Origin of the sequence: Bradyrhizobium sp. SZCCHNR1015, from assembly GCF_032489875.1 — a bacterium.
Lineage (GTDB): Bacteria > Pseudomonadota > Alphaproteobacteria > Rhizobiales > Xanthobacteraceae > Bradyrhizobium.
In genome coordinates this window covers 19,632-46,611 of record NZ_JAUEYW010000011.1, presented here as the reverse complement: position 1 = coordinate 46,611, position 26,980 = coordinate 19,632, and the positions used below count along the sequence as shown (strand labels likewise).

Annotated in this window: 26 protein-coding genes; 14 read left to right on the top strand and 12 right to left on the bottom strand. The window is 65.7% G+C overall.

What is annotated here, in order from left to right; genetic code table 11:
• Positions 1-10 precede the first annotated feature (10 nt).
• Positions 11-448, bottom strand: coding sequence for an HIT family protein (locus tag QX128_RS19275; protein ID WP_315802805.1), 438 nt, complete (start codon positions 446-448; stop codon positions 11-13).
• Positions 449-915: 467 nt separating this feature from the next.
• Here QX128_RS19275 and QX128_RS19270 point away from each other — a divergent pair, with 467 nt between their 5' ends.
• Positions 916-1,659, top strand: coding sequence for an AraC family transcriptional regulator (locus QX128_RS19270; RefSeq protein WP_316238231.1), 744 nt, complete (start codon positions 916-918; stop codon positions 1,657-1,659).
• A gap of 238 nt (positions 1,660-1,897) precedes the next feature.
• On the opposite strand, the gene mutY is transcribed toward QX128_RS19270, so the two are convergent.
• The gene (mutY, locus tag QX128_RS19265; protein WP_410053162.1) at positions 1,898-2,992 is read right to left on the bottom strand and encodes an A/G-specific adenine glycosylase; all 1,095 of its coding nucleotides are present in this window, start codon (positions 2,990-2,992) and stop codon (positions 1,898-1,900) included.
• A gap of 121 nt (positions 2,993-3,113) precedes the next feature.
• Here mutY and QX128_RS19260 point away from each other — a divergent pair, with 121 nt between their 5' ends.
• From QX128_RS19260 to QX128_RS19210, 11 genes are all read left to right on the top strand, one after another.
• Entirely contained in the window at positions 3,114-3,398 is a 285-nt protein-coding gene (locus QX128_RS19260) for a type II toxin-antitoxin system RelE/ParE family toxin (RefSeq protein ID WP_315802801.1), read from the top strand.
• Positions 3,370-3,690, top strand: a complete 321-nt coding sequence (locus QX128_RS19255; RefSeq protein WP_315802800.1) for a HigA family addiction module antitoxin — start codon at positions 3,370-3,372, stop codon at positions 3,688-3,690. Before QX128_RS19260 ends, QX128_RS19255 begins: the two co-directional genes overlap by 29 nt.
• 26 nt (positions 3,691-3,716) lie before the next feature.
• Positions 3,717-4,196: a DUF721 domain-containing protein gene (locus QX128_RS19250; RefSeq protein WP_315802799.1), complete on the top strand. Its 480-nt coding sequence runs from the start codon at positions 3,717-3,719 to the stop codon at positions 4,194-4,196.
• A 118-nt stretch (positions 4,197-4,314) separates the two neighbouring features.
• Complete coding sequence (locus QX128_RS19245; protein ID WP_315802798.1) at positions 4,315-4,971, top strand: DsbA family protein; 657 nt, start codon at positions 4,315-4,317, stop codon at positions 4,969-4,971.
• Positions 4,972-5,214: 243 nt separating this feature from the next.
• Positions 5,215-8,679, top strand: a complete 3,465-nt coding sequence (gene smc, locus QX128_RS19240; protein WP_316238230.1) for a chromosome segregation protein SMC — start codon at positions 5,215-5,217, stop codon at positions 8,677-8,679.
• Positions 8,680-8,742: 63 nt separating this feature from the next.
• A complete protein-coding gene (locus tag QX128_RS19235) occupies positions 8,743-9,732 on the top strand; it encodes a small ribosomal subunit Rsm22 family protein (RefSeq protein ID WP_316238229.1) in 990 nt (329 codons plus the stop codon).
• A 145-nt stretch (positions 9,733-9,877) separates the two neighbouring features.
• Positions 9,878-10,309, top strand: a complete 432-nt coding sequence (locus QX128_RS19230; RefSeq protein WP_316178160.1) for a hypothetical protein — start codon at positions 9,878-9,880, stop codon at positions 10,307-10,309.
• A 189-nt stretch (positions 10,310-10,498) separates the two neighbouring features.
• Positions 10,499-11,056, top strand: coding sequence for a LemA family protein (locus tag QX128_RS19225; protein WP_315802794.1), 558 nt, complete (start codon positions 10,499-10,501; stop codon positions 11,054-11,056).
• 33 nt (positions 11,057-11,089) lie between these two features.
• Positions 11,090-12,289, top strand: a complete 1,200-nt coding sequence (locus QX128_RS19220) for a M48 family metalloprotease (protein WP_315802793.1) — start codon at positions 11,090-11,092, stop codon at positions 12,287-12,289.
• A 262-nt stretch (positions 12,290-12,551) separates the two neighbouring features.
• Positions 12,552-13,313 (top strand): hypothetical protein, encoded by a 762-nt coding sequence (locus QX128_RS19215; protein WP_009025709.1) that lies wholly within the window; start codon positions 12,552-12,554, stop codon positions 13,311-13,313.
• 56 nt (positions 13,314-13,369) lie between these two features.
• On the top strand, positions 13,370-14,038 hold the full coding sequence (locus tag QX128_RS19210) for a hypothetical protein (RefSeq protein WP_315802792.1): 669 nt from the start codon (positions 13,370-13,372) through the stop codon (positions 14,036-14,038).
• 16 nt (positions 14,039-14,054) lie between these two features.
• Here the strand turns inward: QX128_RS19210 and QX128_RS19205 are convergent, their stop codons facing one another.
• The 5 genes from QX128_RS19205 to QX128_RS19185 form a co-directional block, all read right to left on the bottom strand.
• The gene (locus QX128_RS19205; RefSeq protein ID WP_315802791.1) at positions 14,055-14,594 is read right to left on the bottom strand and encodes an adenine phosphoribosyltransferase; all 540 of its coding nucleotides are present in this window, start codon (positions 14,592-14,594) and stop codon (positions 14,055-14,057) included.
• 134 nt (positions 14,595-14,728) lie between these two features.
• Complete coding sequence (locus QX128_RS19200; protein ID WP_315802790.1) at positions 14,729-16,891, bottom strand: anthranilate synthase component I; 2,163 nt, start codon at positions 16,889-16,891, stop codon at positions 14,729-14,731.
• 354 nt (positions 16,892-17,245) lie between these two features.
• Complete coding sequence (locus QX128_RS19195) at positions 17,246-18,400, bottom strand: IS4 family transposase (protein ID WP_315800429.1); 1,155 nt, start codon at positions 18,398-18,400, stop codon at positions 17,246-17,248.
• Between the two features lie 184 nt (positions 18,401-18,584).
• Complete coding sequence (locus tag QX128_RS19190; protein WP_315800429.1) at positions 18,585-19,739, bottom strand: IS4 family transposase; 1,155 nt, start codon at positions 19,737-19,739, stop codon at positions 18,585-18,587.
• Positions 19,740-20,019: 280 nt separating this feature from the next.
• Positions 20,020-20,592 carry a TetR/AcrR family transcriptional regulator gene (locus tag QX128_RS19185; protein ID WP_315802789.1) on the bottom strand — a complete coding sequence of 191 codons (573 nt, stop codon included), beginning with the start codon at positions 20,590-20,592 and terminating at the stop codon, positions 20,020-20,022.
• Between the two features lie 132 nt (positions 20,593-20,724).
• Here QX128_RS19185 and QX128_RS19180 point away from each other — a divergent pair, with 132 nt between their 5' ends.
• Positions 20,725-21,141, top strand: coding sequence for a 4-oxalocrotonate tautomerase (locus tag QX128_RS19180; RefSeq protein WP_316238228.1), 417 nt, complete (start codon positions 20,725-20,727; stop codon positions 21,139-21,141).
• Positions 21,142-21,202: 61 nt separating this feature from the next.
• Here QX128_RS19180 and QX128_RS19175 read toward each other — a convergent pair whose 3' ends face one another.
• Positions 21,203-22,255 (bottom strand): hypothetical protein, encoded by a 1,053-nt coding sequence (locus QX128_RS19175; RefSeq protein ID WP_316238227.1) that lies wholly within the window; start codon positions 22,253-22,255, stop codon positions 21,203-21,205.
• Between the two features lie 399 nt (positions 22,256-22,654).
• Here QX128_RS19175 and QX128_RS19170 point away from each other — a divergent pair, with 399 nt between their 5' ends.
• Positions 22,655-22,858, top strand: a complete 204-nt coding sequence (locus tag QX128_RS19170) for a hypothetical protein (RefSeq protein ID WP_315802786.1) — start codon at positions 22,655-22,657, stop codon at positions 22,856-22,858.
• Positions 22,859-22,903: 45 nt separating this feature from the next.
• Here QX128_RS19170 and QX128_RS19165 read toward each other — a convergent pair whose 3' ends face one another.
• From QX128_RS19165 to petA, 4 genes are all read right to left on the bottom strand, one after another.
• Positions 22,904-23,578 (bottom strand): dienelactone hydrolase family protein, encoded by a 675-nt coding sequence (locus QX128_RS19165; RefSeq protein ID WP_315802785.1) that lies wholly within the window; start codon positions 23,576-23,578, stop codon positions 22,904-22,906.
• A 146-nt stretch (positions 23,579-23,724) separates the two neighbouring features.
• The gene (locus tag QX128_RS19160) at positions 23,725-24,057 is read right to left on the bottom strand and encodes a YnfA family protein (protein ID WP_316178150.1); all 333 of its coding nucleotides are present in this window, start codon (positions 24,055-24,057) and stop codon (positions 23,725-23,727) included.
• Between the two features lie 114 nt (positions 24,058-24,171).
• Positions 24,172-26,238 carry a cytochrome c1 gene (locus QX128_RS19155; RefSeq protein WP_316178149.1) on the bottom strand — a complete coding sequence of 689 codons (2,067 nt, stop codon included), beginning with the start codon at positions 26,236-26,238 and terminating at the stop codon, positions 24,172-24,174.
• A 60-nt stretch (positions 26,239-26,298) separates the two neighbouring features.
• On the bottom strand, positions 26,299-26,829 hold the full coding sequence (gene petA, locus QX128_RS19150) for a ubiquinol-cytochrome c reductase iron-sulfur subunit (RefSeq protein WP_315802877.1): 531 nt from the start codon (positions 26,827-26,829) through the stop codon (positions 26,299-26,301).
• Positions 26,830-26,980 lie beyond the last annotated feature (151 nt).

The window sequence follows — 26,980 nt, the reverse complement described above, 5'->3', positions numbered from 1 at the left end:
CGGGCTGCGGTCAATCGAGCGCAGCGGCGATGCGGTCGGCGAGGGCGAGCAGGGTTTCTGGTTTACCCATCGGCGCCTCCCCGTGGCCCTTCATCGGCACGTCAGCCCAGCGAGGTATGATGTGGAAATGCAGGTGGAAGACGGTCTGACCGCTGGCAGCCCCGTTCAACTGCACGATCAGGAAACCCTCGGGTGCGAGCGCCTTGACCACGGCCCGGGCGGTGCGTCGGGTGGCTACGGCCATCCGAGCGAGCACGTCCGGCTCCACGTCCAGCAGGGTGCGGGAGGTCGAGGTCTTCGAGATCACCAGGATGTGCCCCTCCGACTGCGGAAAGGCGTCCATGAACGCGAGGACGTGATCGTCCTCCCAGACCTTGGCGGCGGGGACTTCGCCGCGAAGGATTCGGCCAAAGATGTTGTTGGGGTCGTAGGGGGCGGTGAGGGTCATCTGGTGCTCCGGAGTATGGGAGAGGCTGCGGTGGGGCGTTTTGTGTGACGGCGCGGCGCTCCATCGGCCGAGGACGCGTGGTCCGCGGCACGGCGGCGCAATCGCTGAGGGGGTCTCGCGTGCCGGGCGCGGCGCGCGTGACACGGACCGTCGTCTCTTAGTCTGGCCGAGGCTGACCGGGTGCGTGTTGCAAGCGGGCTGTACCGTGTAGGCGGCATTTCCAGATGCCGGCCACGGCAAGAAGCCGCCACAACTCAACAGTCGCAATCAAGAGGGCGTTGGACATCATTTCCCCAAACAGATCTTTCCGCTATGGACGCGGCGTACGACAAAAGCTTGCGCGCCCAGGTCGCTGGATTGCGTCGGCGTGATCTTCTCGCAGCATAGACGTGTGGAGGAATGGTCGCTTGCCAGAATCGGCTACCAACTTCGACGAGAGAGCTTTGTTGTGCCTCTGGCCTCAGCGAATGATGTTCATCGGGCGTCCAGGTGCGCTGCCGCTGCACCGGCATCCAATATCGGTCTGCCTGGTGGCGCTTCAGGGGCCTCTGCGGATCGGCACCACAATGGCCGGGGAAAGCCTGACCTGCCTTACGGCCATCGTCCCCGCAGGCTTGTCGCATACCCTTGATCCAAGCGGGGCGCCGGTCGCCGTGATATACAACGATCCTGACGATCCTTACTATCGGCGCCTCTCGCCCCATCAGGGATGTGGCCTAAGCTCACTGGCCCCTGACGTCGAAAGCTCGCTTATCGTCGCTGTGCGGAATCTCTACGCGTTGCATCAGGCCGGTCATAGACTACGCTTCGACGATTTCGATTTCGCGGCTGAGCAGGCATTGGGGATCGAACCGCGTCCACCACGAGTCGATGCGCGGGTCGAACATATCGTGTCGATCATAAGGGCTGACATCGCCCGCAATCACTCGATCCAGGAACTGGCCCGGCGAGTCGACCTTTCCCCCAGCCGCCTGCAGCATCTGTTCGTCCAAGAGATTGGGGTGCCATTGAGGACGTTCAGGATTTGGATTCGTTTCCGGCACGCTGTGGAGCGTGTGGGAGGCGGCGACTCCATCACGTCGGCGGCCCTCGATGCAGGCTTTGCGAGCTCCAGCCATTTCAGCCACGCCTTCAAGGCAACCTTTGGCGCGACTGCGGCCAGCGTGCTCAAGGACGCTCCGTCCAGGGTCCAGATTCAATTGATCGAGTAGCTACGAGGGCCACCATGGGCGCGGCGGACGAGCGTCGCGATCGGCCGAGATCAGGTAGGGTGAACAAAGCAGCCGCCCGCCAGGGCGGCAGCGTGCCCACCGCGTCACCGCGCACCCAGAGCCAAACGATGGGCACAGCGCGCGAAACAGCGCGGCCGTGGCGAGCTGTGGTGATGCGCACCTTTGCCCACTCTACGTCAGCTAGCCGGGTTCTTCAGCCTCCGTCACAGACGCATCCTCAATCACCCAACCCATGCGCCACCACCTTGCGCATCACGTTGGGCAGCGCCTCGCCGTCGAGCGTCGCGATCGGCACCCAGCGCATGCCGTCTGGCGCGCGCGTGCGGGCCGGCACGCGGGCCGCGTAGACCACGAGCTCCAGCGGAAAATGCGTGAAGACATGTGTGACGACGCCGAGCTTGCGGTGCCAGCCTTTCACACCGGCCAACTCTGGCGCCTGCGCCAGCGCGTCGGCGTCGTCCTGGCCGGCGCGCCACTCCGAGCCGGGGACCTCGGTCATCCCGCCGAGCAGGCCCTTCGAGGGACGCGAGCGCACCAGCAGCTCATCGCCCCTGACGACGACGAAGGCGGCGCCACGCCGCAGCGCGCCGGTCTTCTTGGCGCCTTTGCGCGGGAACGTCTCCTGGTCACCGCGCTCGCGCGCTGCGCAGTCGTCGTTCAGCGGGCACAGCGCGCAGGCCGGCTTCTTCGGCGTGCAGATGGTGGCGCCGAGGTCCATCAGCGCCTGCGCGCTGTCGCCGGCGCGGGACGGTCCGAGCAAGGTGGCGGCTAGCGCCTGGATCTGCGGCTTGGCCTGCGGCAATGTCTCCTCCACGGCGAATAGCCGCGAGACGACGCGCTCGATGTTGCCGTCGACCGGCATGGTCAGGCGATCGAACGCGATCGCGGCGATGGCCGCGGCAGTATAGGGACCGATGCCGGGCAGCGCGCGCAAGCCCTCCTCCGTGTCCGGGAAGGCGCCGTCATGCTCGCGCATCACGGTGACGGCGCAGGCATGCAGGTTGCGCGCCCGCGAATAATAGCCGAGCCCCGCCCACATCCGCAGCACGTCGTCGAGATCGGCGCTGCCGAGCGCCGTGACATCAGGCCAGCGGGCGACAAACTTCTCGAAATACGGCCCGACCGCCTTCACCGTGGTCTGCTGCAGCATGATCTCCGACAACCAGACCCGATACGGATCGGAGCGCTGTCCGGCTGGCGCACGCCATGGCAGCCGCCGGCGATGGCGGTCGTACCAGGCGAGAAGCTGTGCGGGACGCCCTGCTTCCCCGACAGCGATATCATGTTTGCGAGAAGCCTTAAGTTGAGCCACCCCTCCTCCATACGAGGAAACGAGCAACGAGACCAGAACCCTGATCCGGAAGTCCCCAACTCGTGGCAGAGCCAAATAGAATGCGCTCGCATTCTATAACGTCCCGCGTTATAAGTTCCGGATGATCCAGAGCTTCGCGGATCGCGAGACGGAGCTGATATGGAGCGGCCGACGGAGCCGGAGATTGCCGTCCGACATCCAGGATGTCGCGCTTCGCAAACTTCGTCTTTTGAATCAGGCGCGGGTTCTCGACGATCTCCGCGTGCCGCCGGGCAACCGTCTCGAAGCCTTGAAGGCTGACCGCGTCGGCCAGCATTCGATCAGGATCAACGATCAATGGCGAATTTGCTTCGTCTGGGATGATAGAGGACCGGCGCATGTCGAAATCGTCGACTACCACCGCTAGAAGCAACCTGCTGCACAATCCCCATCCCGGCGAAATCCTGCTGGAAGAGTTCCTCAAGCCGATGGGGCTGAGCCAGAACGCGCTGGCGCGTGCCGTTCACGTGCCGCCCCGGCGGATCAATGAAATCGTGCTGGGCAAGCGCGACATCACTGCTGACACCGACCTGCGCCTTGCCCGTTATTTCCGGATCTCGGAGGGCTTTTTCCTCGGTCTCCAGATGGATTATGATCTCATGCAGCGGCGCCGCGAGATTGCGCCGGACCTGAAGGCCATCCGGCCGCGTGCGGCCTGACGCCCGCGCCGTTGCGAGCATTGATCATGGCAAAGCCCGGCCGTCTCACCGCAAAGCCTCTCTCGCTGATGATGGGCGACGTGCTGACGGCCGCCTATGCCAAGCAGGGGTTTGCCGCACGTGAACTCGTGACACGCTGGCCGGAGATCGCGGGCCGCGACATCGCCGAGCATGCCCAGCCGTTGAAGATGCAATGGCCGCGGCCGGTCGAGGGCCAGCCGCAGGAGCCGGCCACCTTGATCCTGCGCGTCGAGGGGCCGATGGCGCTGGAGATCCAGCATTCCTCGGATGTGATCCTGGAGCGGGTCAACCGCTTCTTCGGCTGGCATGCCGTCGGCAAGCTGGCGCTGCGCCAGGGCCCGTTGACCCGGCCGCCGGTGAAGCGCCGCCCGGCCCCGCCCGATCCGAAGACGGTGGCGAAAGTCGCGCAGACCCTGACCGCGATCGAGGACGACGCGCTGCGTGACGCGCTGGCCCGGCTGGGCGCGGCCATCAAGCGAAATTGACGTTCGCCGTTTGATCCCGGCTTGAGCGCCGGCATTGCCTCCAACTGGGTTTCAAGCTAGCGAAAAGCCACGTCACGAGTGTTTCAGGCGCGAGATGCGCCCATTTCGGAGCAGAGCCTTGATCATTACCCGCCGCGCCTTCACCGCAGCCTTGTCGCTGACCGGCCTCGCCGCCCTGGCGGGCCTGTCCCCGCTGCGGCTGATCTCGGACGCGATGGCGCAGAGCGCCGCCGATGTCGCCAAGCCCCAGTCCTTGCCCGACATGGCGATCGGGCCGGCAGACGCTGCGGTGACCATCACCGAATACGCCTCCATGACCTGCCCGCATTGCGCGGCGTTCAACGCCACCGTGTTCCCGAAGCTGAAGGCCGAATACATCGATACCGGCAAGATCCGCTACATCTTCCGCGAGTTCCCGCTCGACATCAAAGCCGCCGCGGGCTCGATGCTGACGCGCTGCATCGCCAATGGCGACGCACAGAAGTATTTTGCCGTCACCGACATGCTGTTCCGCTCGCAGAACGACTGGGTGGTGAAGAACACCACGGAGACCCTGACGCGGATCGGCAAGCAGGCCGGCCTCAGCCAGCAGCAGGTCGAGGCCTGCCTCAAGGACCAGGCGCTGCTCGACAAGATCGCCGCCGACCAGAAATACGCGAGCGACATTCTCAAGGTCGATTCGACGCCGACCTTCTTCATCAACGGCGAGAAGATCAAGGGCGAGGCTTCGATCGAGGAGTTTCAGAAGAAGATCAACCCGCTTCTGAAGAGCTGATTCGAGAGACTGAGTCCGACAAGACACAGCGCGGCCCCTTCGTGGGGCCGCTTCTGATTCGTGGGCCGTTCGCCGCGAGAAAGCCTTGGAAAAGCGGGGCCGCCGGGTTGCCCTCGCGGGCGGCCATCGCCATTGTCCGGCCCCTAGAATGGGGCGCAAAGGCGACTCAGTCCACATTGACATTGCCTTCCATGGTATTGTCGGGGTTGGGAGATTCGTCTCCCGCCAACAGAGAATCTGTGCATGAAACTCACGCGTCTTCGTCTTCACGGTTTCAAGACGTTCGTCGAACCGACTGACTTCGTGATCGAACCCGGTCTCACCGGCGTCGTCGGTCCGAACGGCTGCGGCAAGTCGAATCTGGTCGAGGCGCTGCGCTGGGCGATGGGCGAGACCTCGCACAAATCGCTGCGCGCGGCCGACATGGACGCCGTGATCTTCTCCGGCTCGAACACGCGGCCCTCGCGCAACCACGCCGAAGTGGTGATGACGATCGACAACAGCGATCGCACCGCGCCCGCCGCCGTGAACGACCGCGACATTCTCGAGATCTCGCGCCGCATCGAGCGCGAGGCCGGCTCGGTGTATCGCATCAACGGCCGCGACGTGCGCGCCCGCGACGTGCAGATCCTGTTCGCCGACGCCGCCACAGGCGCTCGCTCGCCGGCCCTCGTCCACCAGGGCAAGATCGGCGAAATCATTCAAGCGAAACCCGAGCAGCGCCGCCGCGTGCTGGAAGACGCCGCCGGCGTCGCCGGCCTGCATGCGCGCCGCCACGAGGCCGAGCTGCGGCTGAAGGCGGCCGAGACGAATCTGCTGCGCGTCGAGGACGTCATCGGCCAGCTCTCCGGCCAGATGGAAGGCCTGCGCAAGCAGGCGCGGCAGGCGATCCGCTATCGCGAGGTCGCGGCCAAGGTCCGCAAGGCCGAAGCCACGCTGTATCATCTGCGCTGGATGGGCGCGCATGCCGATCTCAACGACGCCGCGCATGTGCACGATGTCGCCGTGCGCGAGATGGCGGAGCGGACCCGCGAGCAGGCCGAATCCGCCCGCATCCAGGCCATCCGCTCGTCGCATCTGCCGGCGCTGCGCGAGGCCGAGGCCCGCGCCGCCGCGACGATGCAGCGGCTGAAGAACGCCCGCGATCTGCTCGACCGCGAGGAGGTGCGCGCCAAGGAGCGCGTCGGCGAGCTCGACCGCCGCCTGATGCAGCTCACCGCCGACGTTGCGCGCGAGCAGCAGCAGAACCAGGATGCGCAGGTCGCGCTGCAGCGCCTGGAGACTGAAGACGCGGAGCTGAAGGAAGAGATCAAGGCGCGCGTCGAGATGCGCAGCGGCGTCGACGAGCGCGTCGCCGAAGCCGAGGCTGATCTGGCCGAGACCGAGCGCCAGTTCACCGAGCTGACGACGCAGCTCGCCGATCTCACCGCCCGCCGCAACCAGCTCGAGGCCAACGTCCGCAGCCATCGCGACCGTCTCGCCAGGCTCGACCAGGACATCGCCAATGTCCGCGCCGACGAGGAGCGTCTGGCGCAGGAGACCGCCCATCTCGGCGATCTCGACACGCTCGCCGCTTCGCTCGAAGCGGCCGAGGAATCCGAGGCGCAGGCCGAGGCCGCTGTGCAGACCAACGAGTCCGCGCAGGCCAATGCGCGGCAGAAGCTCGAAGCCTCGCGCGCCCCGCTCGCCGAAGCCGAGAAACGCGTGCAGCGGCTTGAGACCGAGGCGCGCACCATCTCCAAGATGGTCAACAGCGAGACCAAGAATCTGTGGCCGCCGATCATCGACGGCGTCACCGTTGCCAAGGGCTTTGAGAAGGCGCTAGGCGCCGTGCTCGGCGACGATCTCGACGCCCCGGTCGATGCGTCCGCGCCGATGCACTGGACCGTCGCCGGCGCCGAGGTCACCGACCCCGCGCTGCCGGACGGCGTCGAGCCGCTCGCGGCCTATGTGCAGGCGCCGCCGGAGCTGTCGCGCCGTCTCGCCCAGATCGGCGTGGTGTCGCGCGATCGCGGCGCCCAGCTGGTATCGCAGCTGCGGACAGGCCAGCGGCTGGTGTCGCCGGAAGGCGACGTCTGGCGCTGGGACGGCTTCATCGCCGCCGCGCATGCGCCGACCGGCGCGGCCCGCCGGCTTGCCGAGCGCGCCCGCCTGATCGACATCGAGGCCGAGCTGGAGCAGGCGCGCATCGATGCCACGAACAAGCGCCAGGCGCTGGAGAGCGCCGAGGCCGAGGTCAGGGCCGCGACATCAGCCGAGAGCGCCGCACGCGAAGCCTGGCGCGCCGCCCAGCGCGAGGTGAACTCCGCGCGCGAGCGCCACGCCAACGCCGAGCGCGAAATCAACCGCCATTCGGCGCGCAAATCGGCGCTGGTCGAGGCGTCCACGCGTCTCGCCCACGACCGCGCCGAGATCGCCGAGCTGCACCAGAATGCGCTGGAGGCGATCGAGGAGCTGCCGGCGACCACCGAGGCCGACGGCCGGCTGGCCGCCGTGCGCGCCGAGATCGAGACCAAGCGCCGCGCCGCCGCGCAGGTGCGCGCCGAGGCCCAGGCGCTGGCCCGCGAGGCCGAGCTCGCCGATCGCCGCGTGCAGGCGATCATCAGCGAGCGCAACGACTGGTTCAACCGCATCCGCGGCGCCGGCTCGCAGATCGCCACCATCGAGGCGCGCATCGCCGAGGTCCGGGACGAGCGCGCCGAGCTCGACAACGCGCCGGAGATCTTTGCCGAGAAGCGCAGCGCGCTGATCGACGAGCTTGCGATTGCCGAGGAGGAGCGCCAGGTCGCGGCCGACGCGCTGGCCGAGGCCGAGACCGCGATGGGCGACACCGACCGCGCCGCCAAGGCGTCGCTGGAAGCGTTGTCGAAGTCGCGCGAGGCGGCTGCGCGCGCCGAGGAGCGGCTGGAGAGCGCCAAGCGCCGCATCGGCGACGTCGAGCGCGAGATCCACGACATGCTCGAATGCGAGCCGCAGGCCGTCGCGGCGATGGCCGAGATCGGTCCGGACACGCAACTGCCGCCGCTGCACGAGATCGAAGAGACCCTGGAGAAGCTGCGCCGCGACCGCGAGCGGCTCGGCGCCGTCAACCTGCGTGCCGAGGAGGAGCTCACCGAGGTCGAGGGCTCGCACACCGCGCTGACCACCGAGCGCGACGACCTGGTCGAGGCCATCAAGCGGCTGCGCCAGGGCATCCAGAGCCTGAACAAGGAGGCGCGCGAGCGCCTGCAGTCTTCGTTCGAGACCGTCAACGACCACTTCAAGCGTCTCTTCACCGAGCTGTTCGGCGGCGGCGAGGCGGCGCTGCACCTGATCGAGAGCGACGATCCGCTCGAGGCCGGCCTCGAGATCATCGCCAAGCCGCCGGGCAAGAAGCCGCAGACGCTGTCGCTCTTGTCGGGCGGCGAGCAGGCGCTGACGGCGATGGCGCTGATCTTCGCGGTGTTCCTGACCAACCCCTCGCCGATCTGCGTGCTGGACGAGGTCGACGCGCCGCTCGACGACCACAACGTCGAACGCTTCTGCAACCTGCTGCACGAGATGAAGGGCTCGACCGAGACCCGCTTCATCATCATCACCCACAACCCGATCACCATGGCGCGCATGAACCGGCTGTTCGGCGTCACCATGGCCGAGCGCGGCGTGTCGCAGCTCGTCTCGGTCGCGCTCGACGAGGCCGTGAAGATCCTCGACCAGCAGGTGGCGTGACCGTGCTCCGTCATTCCGGATCGCCGCGTCAGCGGCGCCCGGACTGACGCGTGGAGAGGACCGATGATCTCTCCCGATCTGCCCGCCGCGCTGAAGGCGTCCCTCGAAGCCAGGCTGCACGGGCAGTCGCGGCAGGATGCAGCCGCCCGAGCGGCCCGCATCTCGGCCGCCTATCGCAGCGGCGGCAATTCCGGAACGATCACGAGCGACGCCGACGCCATCGCCTATGCCACCGTGCGGATGCCGGCGACCTATGCGGCCGTCGCAGCCAGCCTGAACGCCGTGATGCAGGCCTGCCCGGACTTCGCACCGGCCTCGCTGCTGGACGTCGGTGCCGGGCCGGCGACCGCGAGCTTTGCTGCGGCGGAAGCGTTTCCGCCGCTGACCTCGTTCAACGCCGTCGATTCCAATGCAGTGTTGCGCGGGCTGGCGCTGACGCTCGCTGACGACACGATGCGCCTGCGCGACCTCTCCTATGCGCTGGGACCGGCGCGAGCGCTGCTCGATCGTGCCGGAAGTGCCGATCTCGTCATCGCCAGCTACATGATCGGCGAACTGACGGACGCCGAGCGCTCTGCGACCGTCGATGCGCTGTGGGCCAGGACCGGCGATACGCTGCTGATTGTCGAGCCCGGCACGCCCGCCGGCTATCAGCGCATCATCGCGGCGCGCGACCGCCTGATCGCGGCCGGGGCTCATGTCGCGGCGCCCTGCCCGCACGCAGCCCCCTGCCCGCTGGTCGCACCGGACTGGTGCCACTTCGCGCAGCGGCTGGCGCGGTCGCGGGCGCATCGCGAACTGAAAGGAGCTGACGTCCCGTTCGAGGACGAGAAGTTCAGCTTCATTGCCCTCACCCGCAAGCCTGCAACGCATCGGCCCGCCGCACGCGTGCTCGCGCCGCCGTCGGTCACCAAGGTCGCGACAACCGCGAAGCTGTGTCAGGCGGATGGTGCCGCCGGGGTCATCAGCGTTCCCCGCCGCGACAAGCCCGCCTTCGCCGCCGCCCGCCGGTGGAACTGGGGCGACGGCGTGGAGCCGCCGCCGCGCCGCTAAATACCTGCCCGGCCGCCGATGGTTAACGACAGGTCGAGTTTGTCTCTCATTTTCGCGATTTCGCGAAACCGGCGAGAAATCCGCGTTTGCTACGGTGAGCTGCAACGGGCGCTGACATGCGCTGCTCACAAGGGAATGCATTTCGATGTTCAGGACGATGACGATCGCTGCGATGCTGCTGGCTTCGGCAGGAACCGCCTTCGCGGGCGGCCATGGCGGCGAGTCCTCGGCGCCGCCGCCGGCTCCCAAGCAGGAAGGCCCGCCGGCCAGGGCGATCATCGGCAAGAACGGGCCGGTTCTGACGGACCCGAAAGGCATGACGCTGTACTATACCGAGCGCGACACGACCGGGAACAAATCGACCTGCGACGGCGACTGTGCCCAGAAGCGCCCCCCGCTGGCGGCGCCCGACAACGCGGTCGCGACCGGCGACTTCACCGTCATCACCCGCAGCGACGGCAAGAAGATGTGGGCCTACCGCTACCGGCCGCTCTACACCTCGCAGCTCGACAGCGCCCCCGGCGATATCAAGGGCAACGACCCCACGCAGCAATGGCGGGTCGCCCGTCCCTATTGAGCCTTGCGCGTCGTTGCCTCCGGTGCCAATTCGGCCGCTTGGGCGTCCATCGAACGGAGCGGTCAGGTTCAAGCGACTTGAACGGGCATCCACCCTGATGCGACCAATGCACGCCGGTCCACCTGCGGACCGGCGGCGCCGTCGCGTGTCGGCCGCCTCGTTCTCCCGCCCCCTCCCTCGGAGCCCGTCATGTCCGGCTGGATCGTCCTCGGCATCATCGTCATTCTCGTGCTGTTCGCCCTTGGCGCCTACAACCGGCTGGTCGCCCTCAGCCAGCGGGTCGGCCAGGCCTTTGCCGACATCGACGTCCAGCTCAAGCAGCGCCACGATCTGATCCCGAACCTGGTCGAGACCGTGAAGGGCTATGCCGCGCATGAGCGCGGTACGCTGGATGAGGTGATCAAGGCCCGCAATGCGGCCATGTCGGCGCAGGGACCGGCCCAGGTCTCGGCGGCCGAAGGCCAGCTCTCCGGTGCGCTCGGCCGGCTGATCGCGCTGTCCGAGGCCTATCCGGATCTGAAGGCCAATGCGAACTTCCAGCAGCTCGCCAGCGAGCTGTCCGACATCGAGAACAAGATCGCCGCCAGCCGCCGCTTCTTCAACAACGCTGTGCAGGAATACAATACCGGCATCCAGCAGATGCCCGCCGCACTGTTCGCCGGCACCTTCGGCTTCACCCGCAAGGAGTTCTTCGATCTCGGCGCCAGCCGGGCCGACGTCGAGGCCGCGCCGAGCGTCAAGTTCTGATCCCGCGCCTTCCGCGCTGAAGGGTCCGACGCCATGGCCGCCTACGGTCTCTACACCCACATCGCATCGAACAAGACCCGTTCGGTGCTGCTGCTCGGCGGCCTGTTCCTGCTGATCTATGTGCTGGTGTTCGCCGGTGCGCTGATCGCGGAGGTCATGATCAACGGCAATGGCAGCGTCGCCTATTACATGAACGCTGCCACCCGCGACCTGATCAAGGCGCTGCCCTGGGCCACGCTGGGCGCGGCGGCCTGGATCGTGATCGCCTATTTCTTCCACCAGACGATGATCGACGCCGTCACCGGCGGGACCGCGGTCACGCGTCAGGAGCAGCCGCGGCTGTACAATCTGCTCGAGAATCTCTGCATCTCGCGCGGCATCACCATGCCGAAGCTGAAGATCATGGACAGCCCAGCGCTGAATGCCTTCGCCACCGGCCTCAATCAGCGGCAATACGCCGTCACCGTCACGACCGGCCTGCTCGCTGCGCTCGATGACAAGGAGATCGAGGCGGTGCTGGGTCACGAGCTCACCCATATCCGCAACGGCGACGTGCAGCTGATGGTCGTGGCCGTCATCATCGCCGGCGTCGTCGGCTTCTTCGGCGAATTGTTCTTCCGCCTGTTCACCAATATGAGCTGGGGCGGCGGCTGGGGCCGCTCGTCGTCGTCCTCCTCCTCGTCCGACTCCGACCGCAAGGGCTCCGGCGGAGGGGCCATCATCGTCGTGATCATCGCGGTCGTGCTGATCGTGGTGGCCTGGCTGTTGTCCCAGGTGGTCAAGCTGGCGCTGTCGCGCACCCGCGAATACCTCGCCGATGCCGGGTCGGTCGAGTTGACCAAGAATCCGGACGCCATGATCAGCGCTCTGCGCAAGATCGAAGGGCGCGGCGAGCTGCCCGGTGCCACCTCCGCCGTCATGGAGTTGTGCGTCGACAATCCGCGCGAGGGCTTTGCCGACCTGTTCGCCACCCACCCTTCCGTCGATGCCCGGGTCCAGGCGCTGATCAAGTTCGCCGGCGGCCACGATCCGGGCCCGCTGGCGCTGCCCACGGACGAGGCACAGCCGGACGACACCGGCGCCAACGCGACCGAAAGCGACGCTCCGCCACCGCTGCCGTCCGGCGGTCCCTGGGGCCAGGCCGATGGCCCGCCTACGCCATCCGGCCAGGGACAAGCCGCTCCCGAGGGACCTTGGAGCACACCCGCAACCGGTCCCTGGGGCCGGCACTAGACCCCTCCTTCGCAGCGGAATCGGGGGCGAATGCCGTGCGACGGGCAATCGTGCTGCCACTCGCTTGCAAGTGCTTCCGCGCCGGCACGAACGTTTGGCCGGAATGCCTCCGATTGCTCCGGCCCGCGGCGGCGAAGGCGCAAATTTCCCCGGTCCCGTGCTGCAATGAATTTGAATTCTCCAGCGTTTCTGCCATGTTCGCGCCCAAAGCAGAATGCAATGCGCCGGCCCCCTGGCCGGCCTCAGGGCTGAAGGACTTTCCATGGCGAAACCGGCAGTGGTTGTGGTGGGCGCGGACAAGGGCGGGGTCGGCAAGACCACGGTGTCGCGGACGTTGCTCGATTATTTCAGCGCCAACAACGTCCCCACCCGGGCGTTCGACACCGAGCATCCGCGCGGCACCCTGAAGCGCTTCCACCCCGAGATCACCGAGATCGTCGACATGAACTCGACGCCGGACCAGATGAAGATCTTCGACACATTGAGCGCGGTGGCGCCGTCAGTGACCGTGATCGACGTCCGCGCCGGCCTGATGTCGCCGACACTGGCCGCCTTGCGCGACATCGGCTTCCTCGACGCCGCCCGCTCCGGCCAGATCACCTTCGCGGTGTTCCACATCCTGGGCTCGTCGATCGCCTCGCTCGACGAGATCGCCGAGACCGCGAGCTACATGATCGGGGCGAAATATTTCCTGGTGAAGAACTTCATCAACAACACCAGCTTCTTCGAGTGGGACCAGTCGACCTATAATTCCTACTTCCACCGCATCAAGGACGCGACCGAGCTGACCATCCCCAAGCTCAACGAGATGGCGTTCGAGCAGGTCGAGGTGGCGTCGGTGCCGTTCCTCAAATTCGTCGCCAACAAGGGGCCGCGCGACGAGGCCGCCAACTACTCCTTCGTGCTGCGCGGCTATGTCCGGCATTGGCTCGCCAATGTCTGGAGCGAGTACGACCGGATCAAGCTGACCGACATCGTCGGCTCGACCAAGGCGGCGGCGCCGCGGCCGGCCGGGGAAAAATAGCATTCCCGTGACTGATGGGACTTTATCGCAACCGCATTTGACCTGATATAGGTCGGATGCCCGCGACGCCCGTCTACATCGTCTGCTCGCCCCGGCCGCAATCCGGGAAGACGCTGCTTGCGCGGGTCCTGAGCGAGTTCCTGCTGCTCAAGAACGGCCAGGTGCTCGCCTTCGACGTCACCCTGCGCGAGCCGTCGCTGCTCGACTTCCTGCCGCAGATCACGGAAACCGCGACGATCGAGGACACCTACGGCAAGATCCAATTGATGGACCGGGTGATCCTCAACGACGGTATCCCCAAGGTGATCGACCTCGGCTACTACTCGTTCGACGAGTTCTTCAAAATGTCCGAACAGATCGGCTTTTTGAAGGAGGCCGCACGGCGGAACGTGGTCCCGATCGTGCTGTACTGCGCCGAGGGCGACCGCGTCTCGATGCGCGCCTATGACGCCCTGCGGCGGCAGATCCCGAAGGCACAGCTGATCGTGGTCGAGAACGACCACGTGCTGCGCGAGGAGCTCCCCGACCTCTACAGCCGCAGCAAGCATCTGCGCATTGCCGCCCTGCCCGCCTTCCTCCGAACCTACATCGAGCGCTTCTCGTTCTCCTTCACCGGCTATCTGCGCCAGGAGAAGGACCCCTCCACCGAGCTCTATCAATGGATCCGGCGCAACTATTATGCGCTGCGCGAGATCGAGAACGAGCTCCTGATGCAGCGGTCCTGACGCCGCCGCGCGCGTTTCAGTGCCCTTCGAACGAGATCAGCGTGCGCACGGGCACGTCGAGCGCGCGCAGCTTGGCGGCGCCGCCGAGATCCGGCAGGTCGATGATGAAGCAGGCCGCCACCACGGTCGCGCCGATCTGGCGCAGCAGCTTCACCGCGCCCTCGGCCGTGCCGCCGGTGGCGATGAGATCGTCGACCAGGATCACGCGCTCGCCGGGCTGCACCGCGTCGACATGCATCTCCATCTCGTCGGTGCCGTATTCCAGCGCGTAGGACATGCTGACCGTCTTGTGCGGCAGCTTGCCCTTCTTGCGGATCGGCACGAACCCGGCCGAGAGCTGATGCGCGACCGCGCCGCCGAGGATGAAGCCGCGGGCCTCGATGCCGGCGACCTTGTCGATCTTCGATCCGGCCCAGGGATGCACCAGCTCGTCCACCGCGCGGCGGAACGCGCGCGCGTCCGCCAACAGCGTCGTGATGTCCCGGAACAGGATGCCGGGCTTCGGATAGTCCGGAATGGTGCGGACCGTGTTCTTGATGTCCAGATCGAACGTCATCGTGCTCTCGCTACCTTGTTTTGCCGTGACCGCGAGGAATTCGTCATTGCGAGCGAAGCGAAGCAATCCAGGGCCGCGAAAACAACTCTGGATCGCTTCGTCGCTACGCTCCTCGCGATGACGGCGACCACCTGTTACGCCGGCTGCTTCAGCCGGAATGCATTCTCCACGATCCGCAAACCGACGGCATCGCCGAGCGACATCAGCGATTCCGGATGGAACTGCACGCCGCCGACCGGCAGCGTCTTGTGCTCGATCGCCATCGCCACGCCGTCCTCGGTTGCCGCCGTCACCGTCAGCACCTCGGGCATGCTGTCGCGCTCGACGAACAGCGAGTGATAGCGGCCGATCACGATCTCATTCGGCAGCCCCTGCATCAGGCGGCCGCCGCGCACCTGGACCCGCGAGGGCCTTCCATGCGCCGGCTGGGCGAGCTGGCCGAGCTGGCCGCCGAAATACTCTCCCATCGCCTGCACGCCGAGACAGACGCCGAAGATCGGCAGCTTCTTTTGAAGCGCGGCATCGATGGTGGTCGAGATCTTGAAGTCCTCGGGACGGCCCGGCCCCGGCGAGAGCACGATCAGATCCCAGCTGCGCTCGGCCAGCATCTTCAGTGCATGGACATAACGCACCACCGTGACGTTGGCGCCGACCTGGCGGAAATAGTCGGCCAGCATGTGCACGAACGAGTCGTCATGATCGATCAGCAGCACGTTCTTGCCGGAGCCTGTCGCGTCCGGCGCCGTCGACGACAGCGGCTTCGGCGGATCGCCGCGCAGCGCCTGGAACAGCGCCGCCGCCTTGACCTGGCACTCGCGATCCTCGGCCGCGGGGTCCGAATCGAACAAACAGGTGGCGCCGACGCGCACCTCGGCGAGCCCGTCCTTCATGCGGATGGTGCGGATGGTGAGGCCGGTGTTGATCGAGCCGTCGAAATTCACGGCGCCGATCGCGCCGGCGTACCAGCGCCGCGGCGAGCGCTCATTGTCCTCGACGAACTGCATCGCCCACAGCTTTGGCGCGCCGGTGACGGTCACGGCCCAGGCGTGGGTCAGGAACGCGTCGAGCGCGTCGAAGCCCGGCCGCAGCATGCCCTCGACGTGGTCGACGGTGTGGAACAGCTTCGAGTAGGTCTCGATCTGGCGGCGCGCCAGCACCTTGATGGTGCCGGGCACGCAGATGCGCGCCTTGTCGTTGCGGTCGACGTCGGTGCACATGTTGAGCTCGAACTCGTCCTTCTCCGAGTTCAGGAGCTGACGGATCTGCTCGGCATCGCCGATGGCGTCGCGGCCGCGCGCGATGGTGCCGGAGATCGGGCAGGTCTCGACGCGGCGGCCGTCGGAGCGGACGAACATCTCGGGCGACGCCGACACCAGGAACTCGCCGTCGCCGAGATTCATCAGCGCGCCATAGGGCGACGGGTTGATCCGGCAGAGCCGCTGGAACACTTCCGCCGGCGAGCGCTCGCACGGCTCGGCAAACAACTGGCCGGGCACCGCCTCGAACAGGTCGCCGCGGGCAAAGGCGGCGCGGGCCTTCTCGACCGTGGCCTGGTACTCGCCCGGCGCGTGGTCGGCAAAGCCCTGGCGCGGCTCCTTCAGATAGACGCTGGCGTCGGTGTCGCGCGGCAGGCCTGATGTCGACTGGCCGTTCCAGGAGAAATCATAAGACAGCACGACGCCGCGGCCGGTGGCGCGGTCATAGGCCAGGAGGCGATCGGGCACGTAGAGCACGATGTCGCGCTGGTCCTTTTCGCGCGGCCGCTTCTGCACGAGGTCCTCGATCTGGAAGACGAGGTCGTAGGCGAAGGCGCCGAACAGGCCGAGCAGCGGATCGTCATTGGCGGACAGCGCGGCGATCATCGCCCGCACCAGCGACATCACGCTGGCGCGGCGGGTGCGTTGGTCCTCCTCGACCGGGGCAGGCCCGCGGACGATGTGTCCGGCCAGCCGCGCCGGCGAAGCCGCAGTAATGACCACGCAGGGCTCGCGCAACGTGTCCTTCAGGAACGCGATCAGCACCTCGCCGCGGCGGTTGAGCGCCTGCAGGGTGAAGTCGGTGCCCTTGGTTTCCAGTACCAGCGGTGGGTCGGCGAAGCCGAGGTCAAAACTCTCGTAGCGGCCGGGCACGGTCGTGCCCGAGGACAGCACCACGCCGCGGCGGCGGTCGAGCAGGTCGATCAGGTCGTCGAGCCGGCTGGCATTGCCGGAAAACTGCTCGACGGCGCGCGTGATCGCGAGCCCGCTGGAGGTGCGGTAGTCGCTGCGGGCCGGAAGGGCGAAAACGGTCCTGTTCATGGGGTCCTCTTGGGCGTCCTCTTACGGAATTTGCCGAGGAAACGCCACACAGGACCAACCGGAAGCCGCCGCTGCGTGGCGGCCCCTCTGCGATCGAATGTCAAATGAATCGCACCGGCCACCTTTTACAAGGTGCGCCACCAGAGACGGGCTGGGCGGACAAGGGTGCTCATGGCGCGGAACTGACCACGGGCGGCGGCCGGGGTCAAGGGCGGTAGGGACACAGGTGGGGGTGGCGCTTACGTGTGCGCGTCTTTCTCCACCTCATCATGGCCGGGCTTGTCCCGGCCATCCACGTCGTCCGGCATGCTGAGAACGATGTGGATGCCCGGGACAAGCCCACGGCTGTCCGGTTCAGCTTCCGCATATTGCGAGGCTCAACTGTTGTGGGTTTTTGGCAAGTTGGGGTGGCCCCGTGAGCAATTGATCGATGGGGCGGCGATGCATGAGGTTGGTGCGGACCAATCTGGCAAAGACCAAGGGGCTTTGGATTGCCTTCTGAAGGTCTTGCGCGAGGCGAAGCAAGAGGAAGGCGATCAGGGCAACGGCGATCTGGATACGAACGGCGTTCTCAGAAGTCCCGAGGAACCTGGTGATCTTGAGGGTCTGCTTGACCCAACGAAAGAACAACTCGATGGCCCAGCGGCGACGATAGAGGTCGGCGATCTCTTGAGCGCTGGCATCGAGGTCGTTCGACAGGATGCGCAGGATCTTTCCCGTTTCCAAGGTGACGCGCACTTCGCGCACCGCAGTCTGCATTGGATTGCGGCGGCTGTAGGCTTGGCGTTGTGGAAGGAAGCCGATGCGGTCGGAGAGGATGTTGCCATCCGCGATGACAGGCAACTCCTCCACGACCCGCAGCGGCGTATTGGATTTGAACCGGGTCACGATTCGACAACCGGCGGCGTCCAGTTGAGCCCACCAAGCATATTCATAATAGCCGAGATCGAAGACGTAGGTTGCTCCCGGCTCGATGGGCATCTGATGCGCTGCAGTATTGTCGTTGACGTTGGCTCCGCTGATTGCCGCATAAATCGGCCGGTCGGCGTCGGCATCATAGATCACATGCACCTTGGCACCGCAGACACCGGTAGAGAACCGTGCCCAGCCAGCGCTGGCTTCTGTCAGCCGTACGCTGGTCGAATCAATCAAATACGTCGTCTCGGCAAGCTTGCGGCGTAACCGGCGATGGGCCTGCTTCATCATGATGGCCAACAGGGCGGCAAACATCTCCGCAGGCCGATTCATATTGGCGTCCGCGAAAGTCGAGCGGCGGACAGGGCCCCCACCCAGGTGATAAAGCCGCGCGGTGTGGCTCGACAGCCCGGTGACAATCTCACGCAGACTGGAAGCCCCCGAAAGCTGACCGTACAGCAGCGCCACAAATTGGTCTTTGGTGGAAAGCCGTCGAATCCGCGCGTCCGTGCCATGCTCGTCCACAAGCGCCTCGAAGCGATGCCAGGGGACCAACTTCAGAATGTCTCGGAATACTGTATTCTGATGCGGCATGGCGGGACCTTCCTGGTGTGTCTCGAACATTTGGCGATGCTCAAGACCGCAGAAGAATCCACGCCATGCACCATGTCCAGTCTGTCTGAACCGGACAGCCGTGGGCTTGACCCGGCCATCCGCGTCGTCCTTCGCGTCAGCTTGAAAGACGTGGATGCCCGGCACAAGGCCACGGCTGTCCGGTTCAGCTTCCGCATATTGCGAGGCTCAACTGTTGTGGGTTTTTGGCAAGTTGGGGTGGCCCCGTGAGCAATTGATCGATGGGGCGGCGATGCATGAGGTTGGTGCGGACCAATCTGGCAAAGACCAAGGGGCTTTGGATTGCCTTCTGAAGGTCTTGCGCGAGGCGAAGCAAGAGGAAGGCGATCAGGGCAACGGCGATCTGGATACGAACGGCGTTCTCAGAAGTCCCGAGGAACCTGGTGATCTTGAGGGTCTGCTTGACCCAACGAAAGAACAACTCGATGGCCCAGCGGCGACGATAGAGGTCGGCGATCTCTTGAGCGCTGGCATCGAGGTCGTTCGACAGGATGCGCAGGATCTTTCCCGTTTCCAAGGTGACGCGCACTTCGCGCACCGCAGTCTGCATTGGATTGCGGCGGCTGTAGGCTTGGCGTTGTGGAAGGAAGCCGATGCGGTCGGAGAGGATGTTGCCATCCGCGATGACAGGCAACTCCTCCACGACCCGCAGCGGCGTATTGGATTTGAACCGGGTCACGATTCGACAACCGGCGGCGTCCAGTTGAGCCCACCAAGCATATTCATAATAGCCGAGATCGAAGACGTAGGTTGCTCCCGGCTCGATGGGCATCTGATGCGCTGCAGTATTGTCGTTGACGTTGGCTCCGCTGATTGCCGCATAAATCGGCCGGTCGGCGTCGGCATCATAGATCACATGCACCTTGGCACCGCAGACACCGGTAGAGAACCGTGCCCAGCCAGCGCTGGCTTCTGTCAGCCGTACGCTGGTCGAATCAATCAAATACGTCGTCTCGGCAAGCTTGCGGCGTAACCGGCGATGGGCCTGCTTCATCATGATGGCCAACAGGGCGGCAAACATCTCCGCAGGCCGATTCATATTGGCGTCCGCGAAAGTCGAGCGGCGGACAGGGCCCCCACCCAGGTGATAAAGCCGCGCGGTGTGGCTCGACAGCCCGGTGACAATCTCACGCAGACTGGAAGCCCCCGAAAGCTGACCGTACAGCAGCGCCACAAATTGGTCTTTGGTGGAAAGCCGTCGAATCCGCGCGTCCGTGCCATGCTCGTCCACAAGCGCCTCGAAGCGATGCCAGGGGACCAACTTCAGAATGTCTCGGAATACTGTATTCTGATGCGGCATGGCGGGACCTTCCTGGTGTGTCTCGAACATTTGGCGATGCTCAAGACCGCAGAAGAATCCACGCCATGCACCATGTCCAGTCTGTCTGAACCGGACAGCCGTGGGACAAGCCCGGCCATGACGGAGCAACTAGTCGGCAGGATAGTTCGCTGGGACAGCTCCGCATCTCCATATGCGACAGCCCTGCCCTGGAGGGCCGCTTGCAGGGAGCGGGGCTCACCGCTGTTGGGCGAGCGGCAACTCACAACTTGCGAAGCTGAGTACTCGCGCGGCAATTGCCCTACAGCAGCCCGCGCGCGGCTTGCTTGAGATGGGCGGCGATGGCGTCGCGGGCTTCGGGTGAGGCGACGCTGCGCGCCATGGTCACGCCGCCCGAGAGAAGCGCCATCAATGCCCAGGCCTTTTGCAGCCGCGCCTCGTCGGTCTTTCCCTGCAACCCTTTCGCGATCTGCCGGGCGACCCGTTCGAGCGCCGCGCCGTAGCTGGCCTTGATGGCCGCGCTGGCGCGCGTGACGTCCGGGGTCAGGCTCTGCAGGCCGCAGCTCGCATCCAGCGCGCAAGTGAGGCGCTCACCGAGATAGAAGGCGACGAACGTCTCGGCCCAGCGGGCGCCCTGCTCCGCCTGAAGGGCTGCAATGCCGGCTCTGAGTTCCTCGAGTCCGGCCAAGGCGGCGGATTCGAACGCGGCGTCCTTCGACTTGAAATGACCGTAGAATGCGCCGGAGGTGACCCCGGCCTCCTTGGCCAGACCATCGACGCCGATCCCGCCATAGCCGAGCCGGCGAAATCCGCGGCCTGCGGCCTCCAACAGTTTTGCCTTTGCTTCCAGCTTATGTTCGGCCTGATACCGCATCTGGCGCCTCTCATAGCGATCGTTATTTCATGATTGACTCATAACGATCGTTATTCTATCAATACATCACGGTCGTTATATAATGGCCGCCATTCCCCGGACAACCGCCATAGCGCGGGCACAGGAGGACTCATGCCGATCAGTCTCACACTCACCGAAGGCGTCATCGCTGCCGACAAGGCGCCGATCGCCGTCGCGCGGATCACGGAAGCGTTCCTGAGACATCATGGTCTCGCGGGAAACAGGATCATGACGGCGAACGTCACAGCCCATCTGAACATCCTGCCGAAGGGCCAGACCTTCGCCGGTGGCACGCCTGTCGACGGAGCCTGGATCGAGACCAAGACGCCGTCCTTTGCGCTCGCCAGCCACGACATCCAGACGGCGTTCTTCGGCGAAGCCACCGACATTCTGCATGACCTCTCCGGCGGGGCGCTGGCGAGGGACCGGATCTGGTCCAACGGCGTCCATGCCGTCGACGGCACCTGGAATCTGCACGGCAGGCCGATGACCAACGAAGCGCTTGTGGGAGCCATCACCGCAGGCTGACCACGGCCATCGCGGCCGCTACCGCATCGCGCGGCGGCGGCCGTGACCGAATGCCGACCGCTCACGTCCCCGGCTTCACCAGCCCGAGCTCCGCGAACTTCATCTCCGTCGCCACCACCGCGTTCTCATACACCTCGCCGCGCTCGACGAAGTAGTTGAAATAGCCGGCCGGCGTCTCCGGCTGGATCTCGACCAGCTCCACGGTCTTGTATTTGGGATCGGTGATGGCGCCGCTCGCGATCAGGTCGTTGATGCGCTTGAGCGCATCGACCTCGGCCTTGTAGCCGACCGAGAACCACATCTCGGTGGTCCAGTCCTGCACCTCGAACCAATTGGCCGGCGCCTGGCCCTGCCACCCCTGGGCGAGCGGGCGGACGGCGAAGACGCGGTCGAAACCGTGCAGCTCGGAAATGATGCTGGCACGGTGATAGGCACCGTCCATCTGTCCCTGCGGCAGCTTGGTGAAGCCGTACAGCGACAGCCACAGCGCCGCCTTGACCGCTTCCGGCGTGATCGGGCGGATGGCGCGCTCGGCCAGCACCTCGGAGGCGTAGCGCAGGTCGCGCTTCGCCGCCGATTGCCGCGCCTTGACGGCATGAGCATTGGGAACCGACTTCTCCGACGGCAGCAGCGCCCGCGCCGCCTCGTTGCCGTAGAGATAGCCGGTGCCGGTCTCGGGATCATAGGTGTTGAACACGACGCCGATCGGCGTGGCGTTGAGCGTCTCCGCCGCGTGCGCGAAGTCGGCCTCGCTGCGCACCGGGACATATTGCTGCGCCGGCCACAGCCGGTCGGCGAGGGCGTTGAACGGGCCGTCGCGCCAATCCGGCCAGGAGACGAGGCGCGCCAGCGCCTCGGCATAGGCGGGACGGAACACCCCGGGATAGCCGAACATCACCGTGCGCAACTGCGACGCCGGATCCCGGTGGCGGTCGGAGGACATCAGCTCGTTGCGCAGATCGAGACCCTGAAGCCACGCCGACAGCACCAGGATCTGGCCGGATGTCGCGGTGACGAGATCCGGCGTCACGCCCCAGGCGCGGGCCGTATCGAGGAAGCCGGCGCCATGGGCGTTCAAGCCGCCCAGCCCGGCCAGCGCAAAGGCCACACGCACGGCTTTCTCCATCAGCAGAGGGATCGGGGAATGCTACCTCAGATTGTTTCTGCGACGCAACCGGCGACGAGACGCGGCGAATTCGAACATCGAACGAAGCGACGCGTTTCGAACATGATCAACGCTCATATCCCGGCGAAACAACGGTGATTCGCGGAAACCTCGCAGCGCCAGGCGGCGGAAGGCTGCAGCCGGCGGCTGTGCGGCCCGTCACAACCTCATGTTGCGCGCGTGCATGAGGCCTCTCCTGTCGATCGGCGGTTGTCACAACCGCAAAAAGTTACATAACTTGACCGTGCGTGAGGGCAACACCTGTTGTCTATCTGCCATAGTATGGCAATGATTGGTTAACCATATTGAATTACCTTGGTTAACATGGCTCGCGGCAAACAGCCTTCTGTGTCGCATGCGCTTCCGAAGCAGCAGACGCTGCTCGATTGCTTCCTGGAAGCGCAGGCGAAGAGGACGAAGCGTCGACGGCGCTCCGCCGACGCGGCGACCAGCATCGATCCCGCCCGTCCCTTGGAGCCGACCGACGACGCCTCGTCCCGCGACGAGGCCGAACAGACGTCGGCCGAGATCAAGGCCGTCCGCGCGGTGTAAAGTCCGCGCGGCACCGCTTCGGACCGGTGCGCCCCTGCACTCAGCTCAGCCGAGATGCTTGTGGAAGAACGCCGTGGCGCGGCCCCAGGCGAGCTCGGCGGCCGCGCGGTCGTGCACGGTCATGCGCTGCTCGTTCACGAAGGCATGCTCGGCGTCGTAGCGGTAGAGCTCGAGCGACTTGCCGGCGGCCTTCATCGCCGCCTCGAAGCCGTCCACCAGCGCCGGCGTGCACCAATCGTCCTTGTTGGCGAAATGGGCCTGCAGCGGAATCTTGACGTCGGCGGGCTTGGCTGCCTGCTCCGGCGGAATGCCGTAGAACACGACGCCCGCGGTCAGCTCAGCGATCCGGGTGGCGCCGATGATCGTCACCGCGCCGCCGAGACAGAAGCCGGTGAGGCCGACCTTGGCGCCGTTACGGGCGAGATATTGCGCGGCGCCGCGCACCGTCTGCGTGGTCGCGTCCATGAAATCGAGCGAGTTCATCTCGCGGCCTGCCGCATCCGTGTCGTGATACGGCACCACCGTGCCCTTGTAGAGATCCGGCGCCAGCGCGTTGAAGCCGGCCAGCGCGAACCGGTCGCACATGCCCTTGATCTGATCCTGCAGGCCCCACCATTCCTGGATGACGACGACGCCCGGCGCATTGCCCTGCGCCGCCTTGGCGAGATAGCCCTTGGCCTCCTGGCCGTCGGGGCGCTTGAAGCTGATGAGTGTGCCCATGATGGTCCTCCGCAATTTCTGTTTGGGACGTTGGGAATGCGGTTTACCGCAAATGCGCGTCCGGCGCGACGGGAGGGGATCGGGTTCGCTTCAACGTGACCGCCTTCGTAGCCGGATGTCGCCACGCTCGGCCACGGGTCGCCGCGCTACACAGGCAGCGACCGTGGCGCGAACAGGATCACGGCCATGCCGGCGAGGCAGATCAGGGCGCCGGCGGCGTCCCACAGATCGGGGCGATGGTCTTCGACCAGCCAGCCCCACAGCAGCGCCGACGTGATGTAGATGCCGCCATAGGCGGCGTAGGCGCGGCCGGCGAGCGGGCTGTCGGCGAGGGTCAGCAGATAGGCGAAGCCGGCAAGCGCGGCCATCCCCGGCAACAGCCATAGCGGCGAATGGCCGAGCCGCAGCCAAGCCCAGAACGCAAAGCAGCCGCCGATCTCGAGCACGGCGGCGCCTGCGAAGGCCAACAATGACGTCATGCGTCCCCTCCTCTGCCGTGCCTCGCCAATGCTACGACGGCCAGAGCGGCCAAAAGAAAAAAAGCCCCCAGAGGGGGCTTTTTCAATCGCATGCGGCGATGGCTCGCGCTCCGCTCAATGCGCGGCAGCCCAGACCCGCTTCTTGGTGAAGTACATCAGCCCGGCGAAGATGATCAGGAAGATGAACACCTGATAGCCGAGGCGCTTGCGTGCTTCCATGTGCGGCTCGGCGGTCCACATCAGGAAGGTCGCGACGTCGTGGGCATACTGCTTCACGGTGGCCGGCGAGCCGTCGTCGAACGTCACCTGGCCGTCGGACAGCGGCGGCGGCATCTTGATCGCGTGGCCGGGGAAGTACTTGTTGTAGTACGAGCCGTCCGGGATGGTCACGCCGTGCGGCGGGGTCTCTTCATAGCCCTGCAGCAGTGCGTTGACGTAGTTCGGGCCCTGCTCCTGGAACTGGGTGAAGAAGTCGATCAGGAACCAGGGGAAGCCGCGCTTGTAGGAGCGCGCCTTGGCGATCAGCGACAGGTCCGGCGGCGCCGCGCCGCCATTGGCGGCCCGCGCGGCCTGCTCGTTCGGGAACGGCGCCGGGAAGTAGTCGGCGGGACGGCCCGGGCGCTCGAACATGTCGCCGGCGTCGTTCGGACCGTCCTTGATCTTGTACTCGGCGGCGAACGCGGCCGCCTGGGCTGGCGAGTAGCCCGGGCCGCCAGGCTCGGCCAGATTGCGGAACGCCACATAGTTCAGCGAATGGCAGTTCGAGCAGACTTCCTTGTAGATCTTCAGGCCGCGCTGCACGGCGCCGCGATCGAAGGTGCCGAACGGACCTGCAAACGACCACTTCACCGACGGCGGGTTCTCCTGGCCTTCGCTGGCACGGGCATCGCCCATGCTGCCGGCGAGCAGCGACACCGCGGCGACCAGCGCAATCGCGGCCGAGGCCACCACCTTGCGGCCGGACTTCGCCAGCACGTCGTCGGCGATCGAGTTCGGCAGCGGCCGCGGGCGCTCGATGCGGGCGAGCAGCGGCAGCACGATCAGGAAGTAGGCGAAGTACAGCACGGTCAGGATACGGCCGAGCACGACGTAGACGCCCTCCGGCGGCTGCGCGCCGAGATAGCCGAGGCCGACGCAGACGACGACAAAGATCCAGAAGAACTGCTTGCCGAGCGGACGGTACTTGTTCGAGCGGGTCTTGGCCGAGTCGAGCCAGGGCAGGAACACCAGCACGATGATCGCCGCGAACATCGCGATCACGCCGGCGAGCTTGTTCGGCACCGAGCGCAGGATGGCGTAGAACGGCAGGTAGTACCATTCGGGCACGATGTGCGCCGGGGTCACCGCCGGGTTGGCCGGGATGTAGTTGTCGGCGTCGCCGAGATAGTTCGGCATGTAGAAGATGAACCAGGAATAGAAGATCAGGAAGCAGGCGACGCCGAAGAAGTCCTTGATCGTGGCATAGGGCGTGAACGGCACCATGTCCTTCTCGGTCTTCGGCTCGACGCCGGCCGGATTGTTCTGGCCAACCACGTGCAGCGCCCAGACGTGCAGCACGACCACGCCGGCGATCAGGAACGGCAGCAGGTAGTGGAGCGCGAAGAAGCGGTTCAGGGTGGGATTGCCGACGGAGTAGCCGCCCCACAGCAGGGTCACGATGCTCTCGCCGAAATAGGGCACCGCCGAGAACAAATTGGTGATGACGGTGGCGCCCCAGAAGCTCATCTGGCCCCACGGCAGCACGTAGCCCATGAAGCCCGTTGCCATCATCAGGAGATAAATGATGACGCCGAGGATCCAGAGCACCTCGCGCGGCGCCTTGTATGACCCGTAATACAGGCCGCGGAACATGTGGATGTAGACGGCAAGGAAAAACATCGACGCGCCGGAGGCATGCATGTTGCGCAGCAGCCAGCCGTAGTTCACGTCGCGCACGATCAGCTCGACCGACTTGAAGGCCATGTCGGCGTGCGGCGTGTAGTGCATCGCCAGGATGACGCCGGTGACGATCTGCACGCCCAGCATGATCGAAAGGATGGCGCCGAACGTCCACCAGTAGTTCAGGTTCCGCGGCGTCGGATAGGCAACGAAGGACGAGTGGACCAGGCCGATGATCGGAAGTCGTTGCTCGAGCCACTTCAAGGCGGGGTGGCTCGGCTGGTAGTCAGAAGGTCCACTCATGATGCGTTCCTGAAGAAATTATCTTGCACGATCGAGCGTGAGCTCAAGACAAACGTCTGCTCAGCCGATCTGGATCTTGGTGTCGGAAACGAACTGATAGGGCGGGACGGGAAGGTTGAGCGGCGCCGGTCCCTGGCGCACGCGGCCGGAAGCGTCGTACTGCGAGCCGTGGCACGGGCAGAAGAAGCCGTCGTAATTGCCTTCATGCGCGATCGGGATGCAGCCGAGATGGGTGCAGATGCCGATCACGACCAGCCACTGCTCGTGGCCGTCCTTGGTGCGGGACTGGTCGGTCGCCGGATCCGGCAGGCTCGACACCGGCACCGCGCGCACTTCCTCGACCTGCTTCTTGGTGCGGTGGGAGATGTAGATCGGCTTGCCGCGCCAGAACACCTTGATGTCCTGTCCTTCGGCGACGGGCGCGAGATCGACCTCGATCGGCGCACCGGCCGCGATGGTCGAGGCATCGGGGTTCATCTGGGAGATGAAGGGCCACAGGGCGAGCACACCGCCGACTGCCGCGGTAGCGCCCGTGGCGACGAAAAGAAAATCCCGGCGTGTCGGATGATCCGCAGTAGACGCTGTCACGATTCCAACCCTTTCTTCGTTGCAGCCGGTGGAACCGCCCCGCTCGACGTCTGACGATCTCGACCTGGGAGATCACGTGACCGGGAGATCCTGCCGGCGCCCGCGTCCCCCGCGGCGGCAGAAAACGGCTCGCTCCACCGCCCCTGGGGAACAA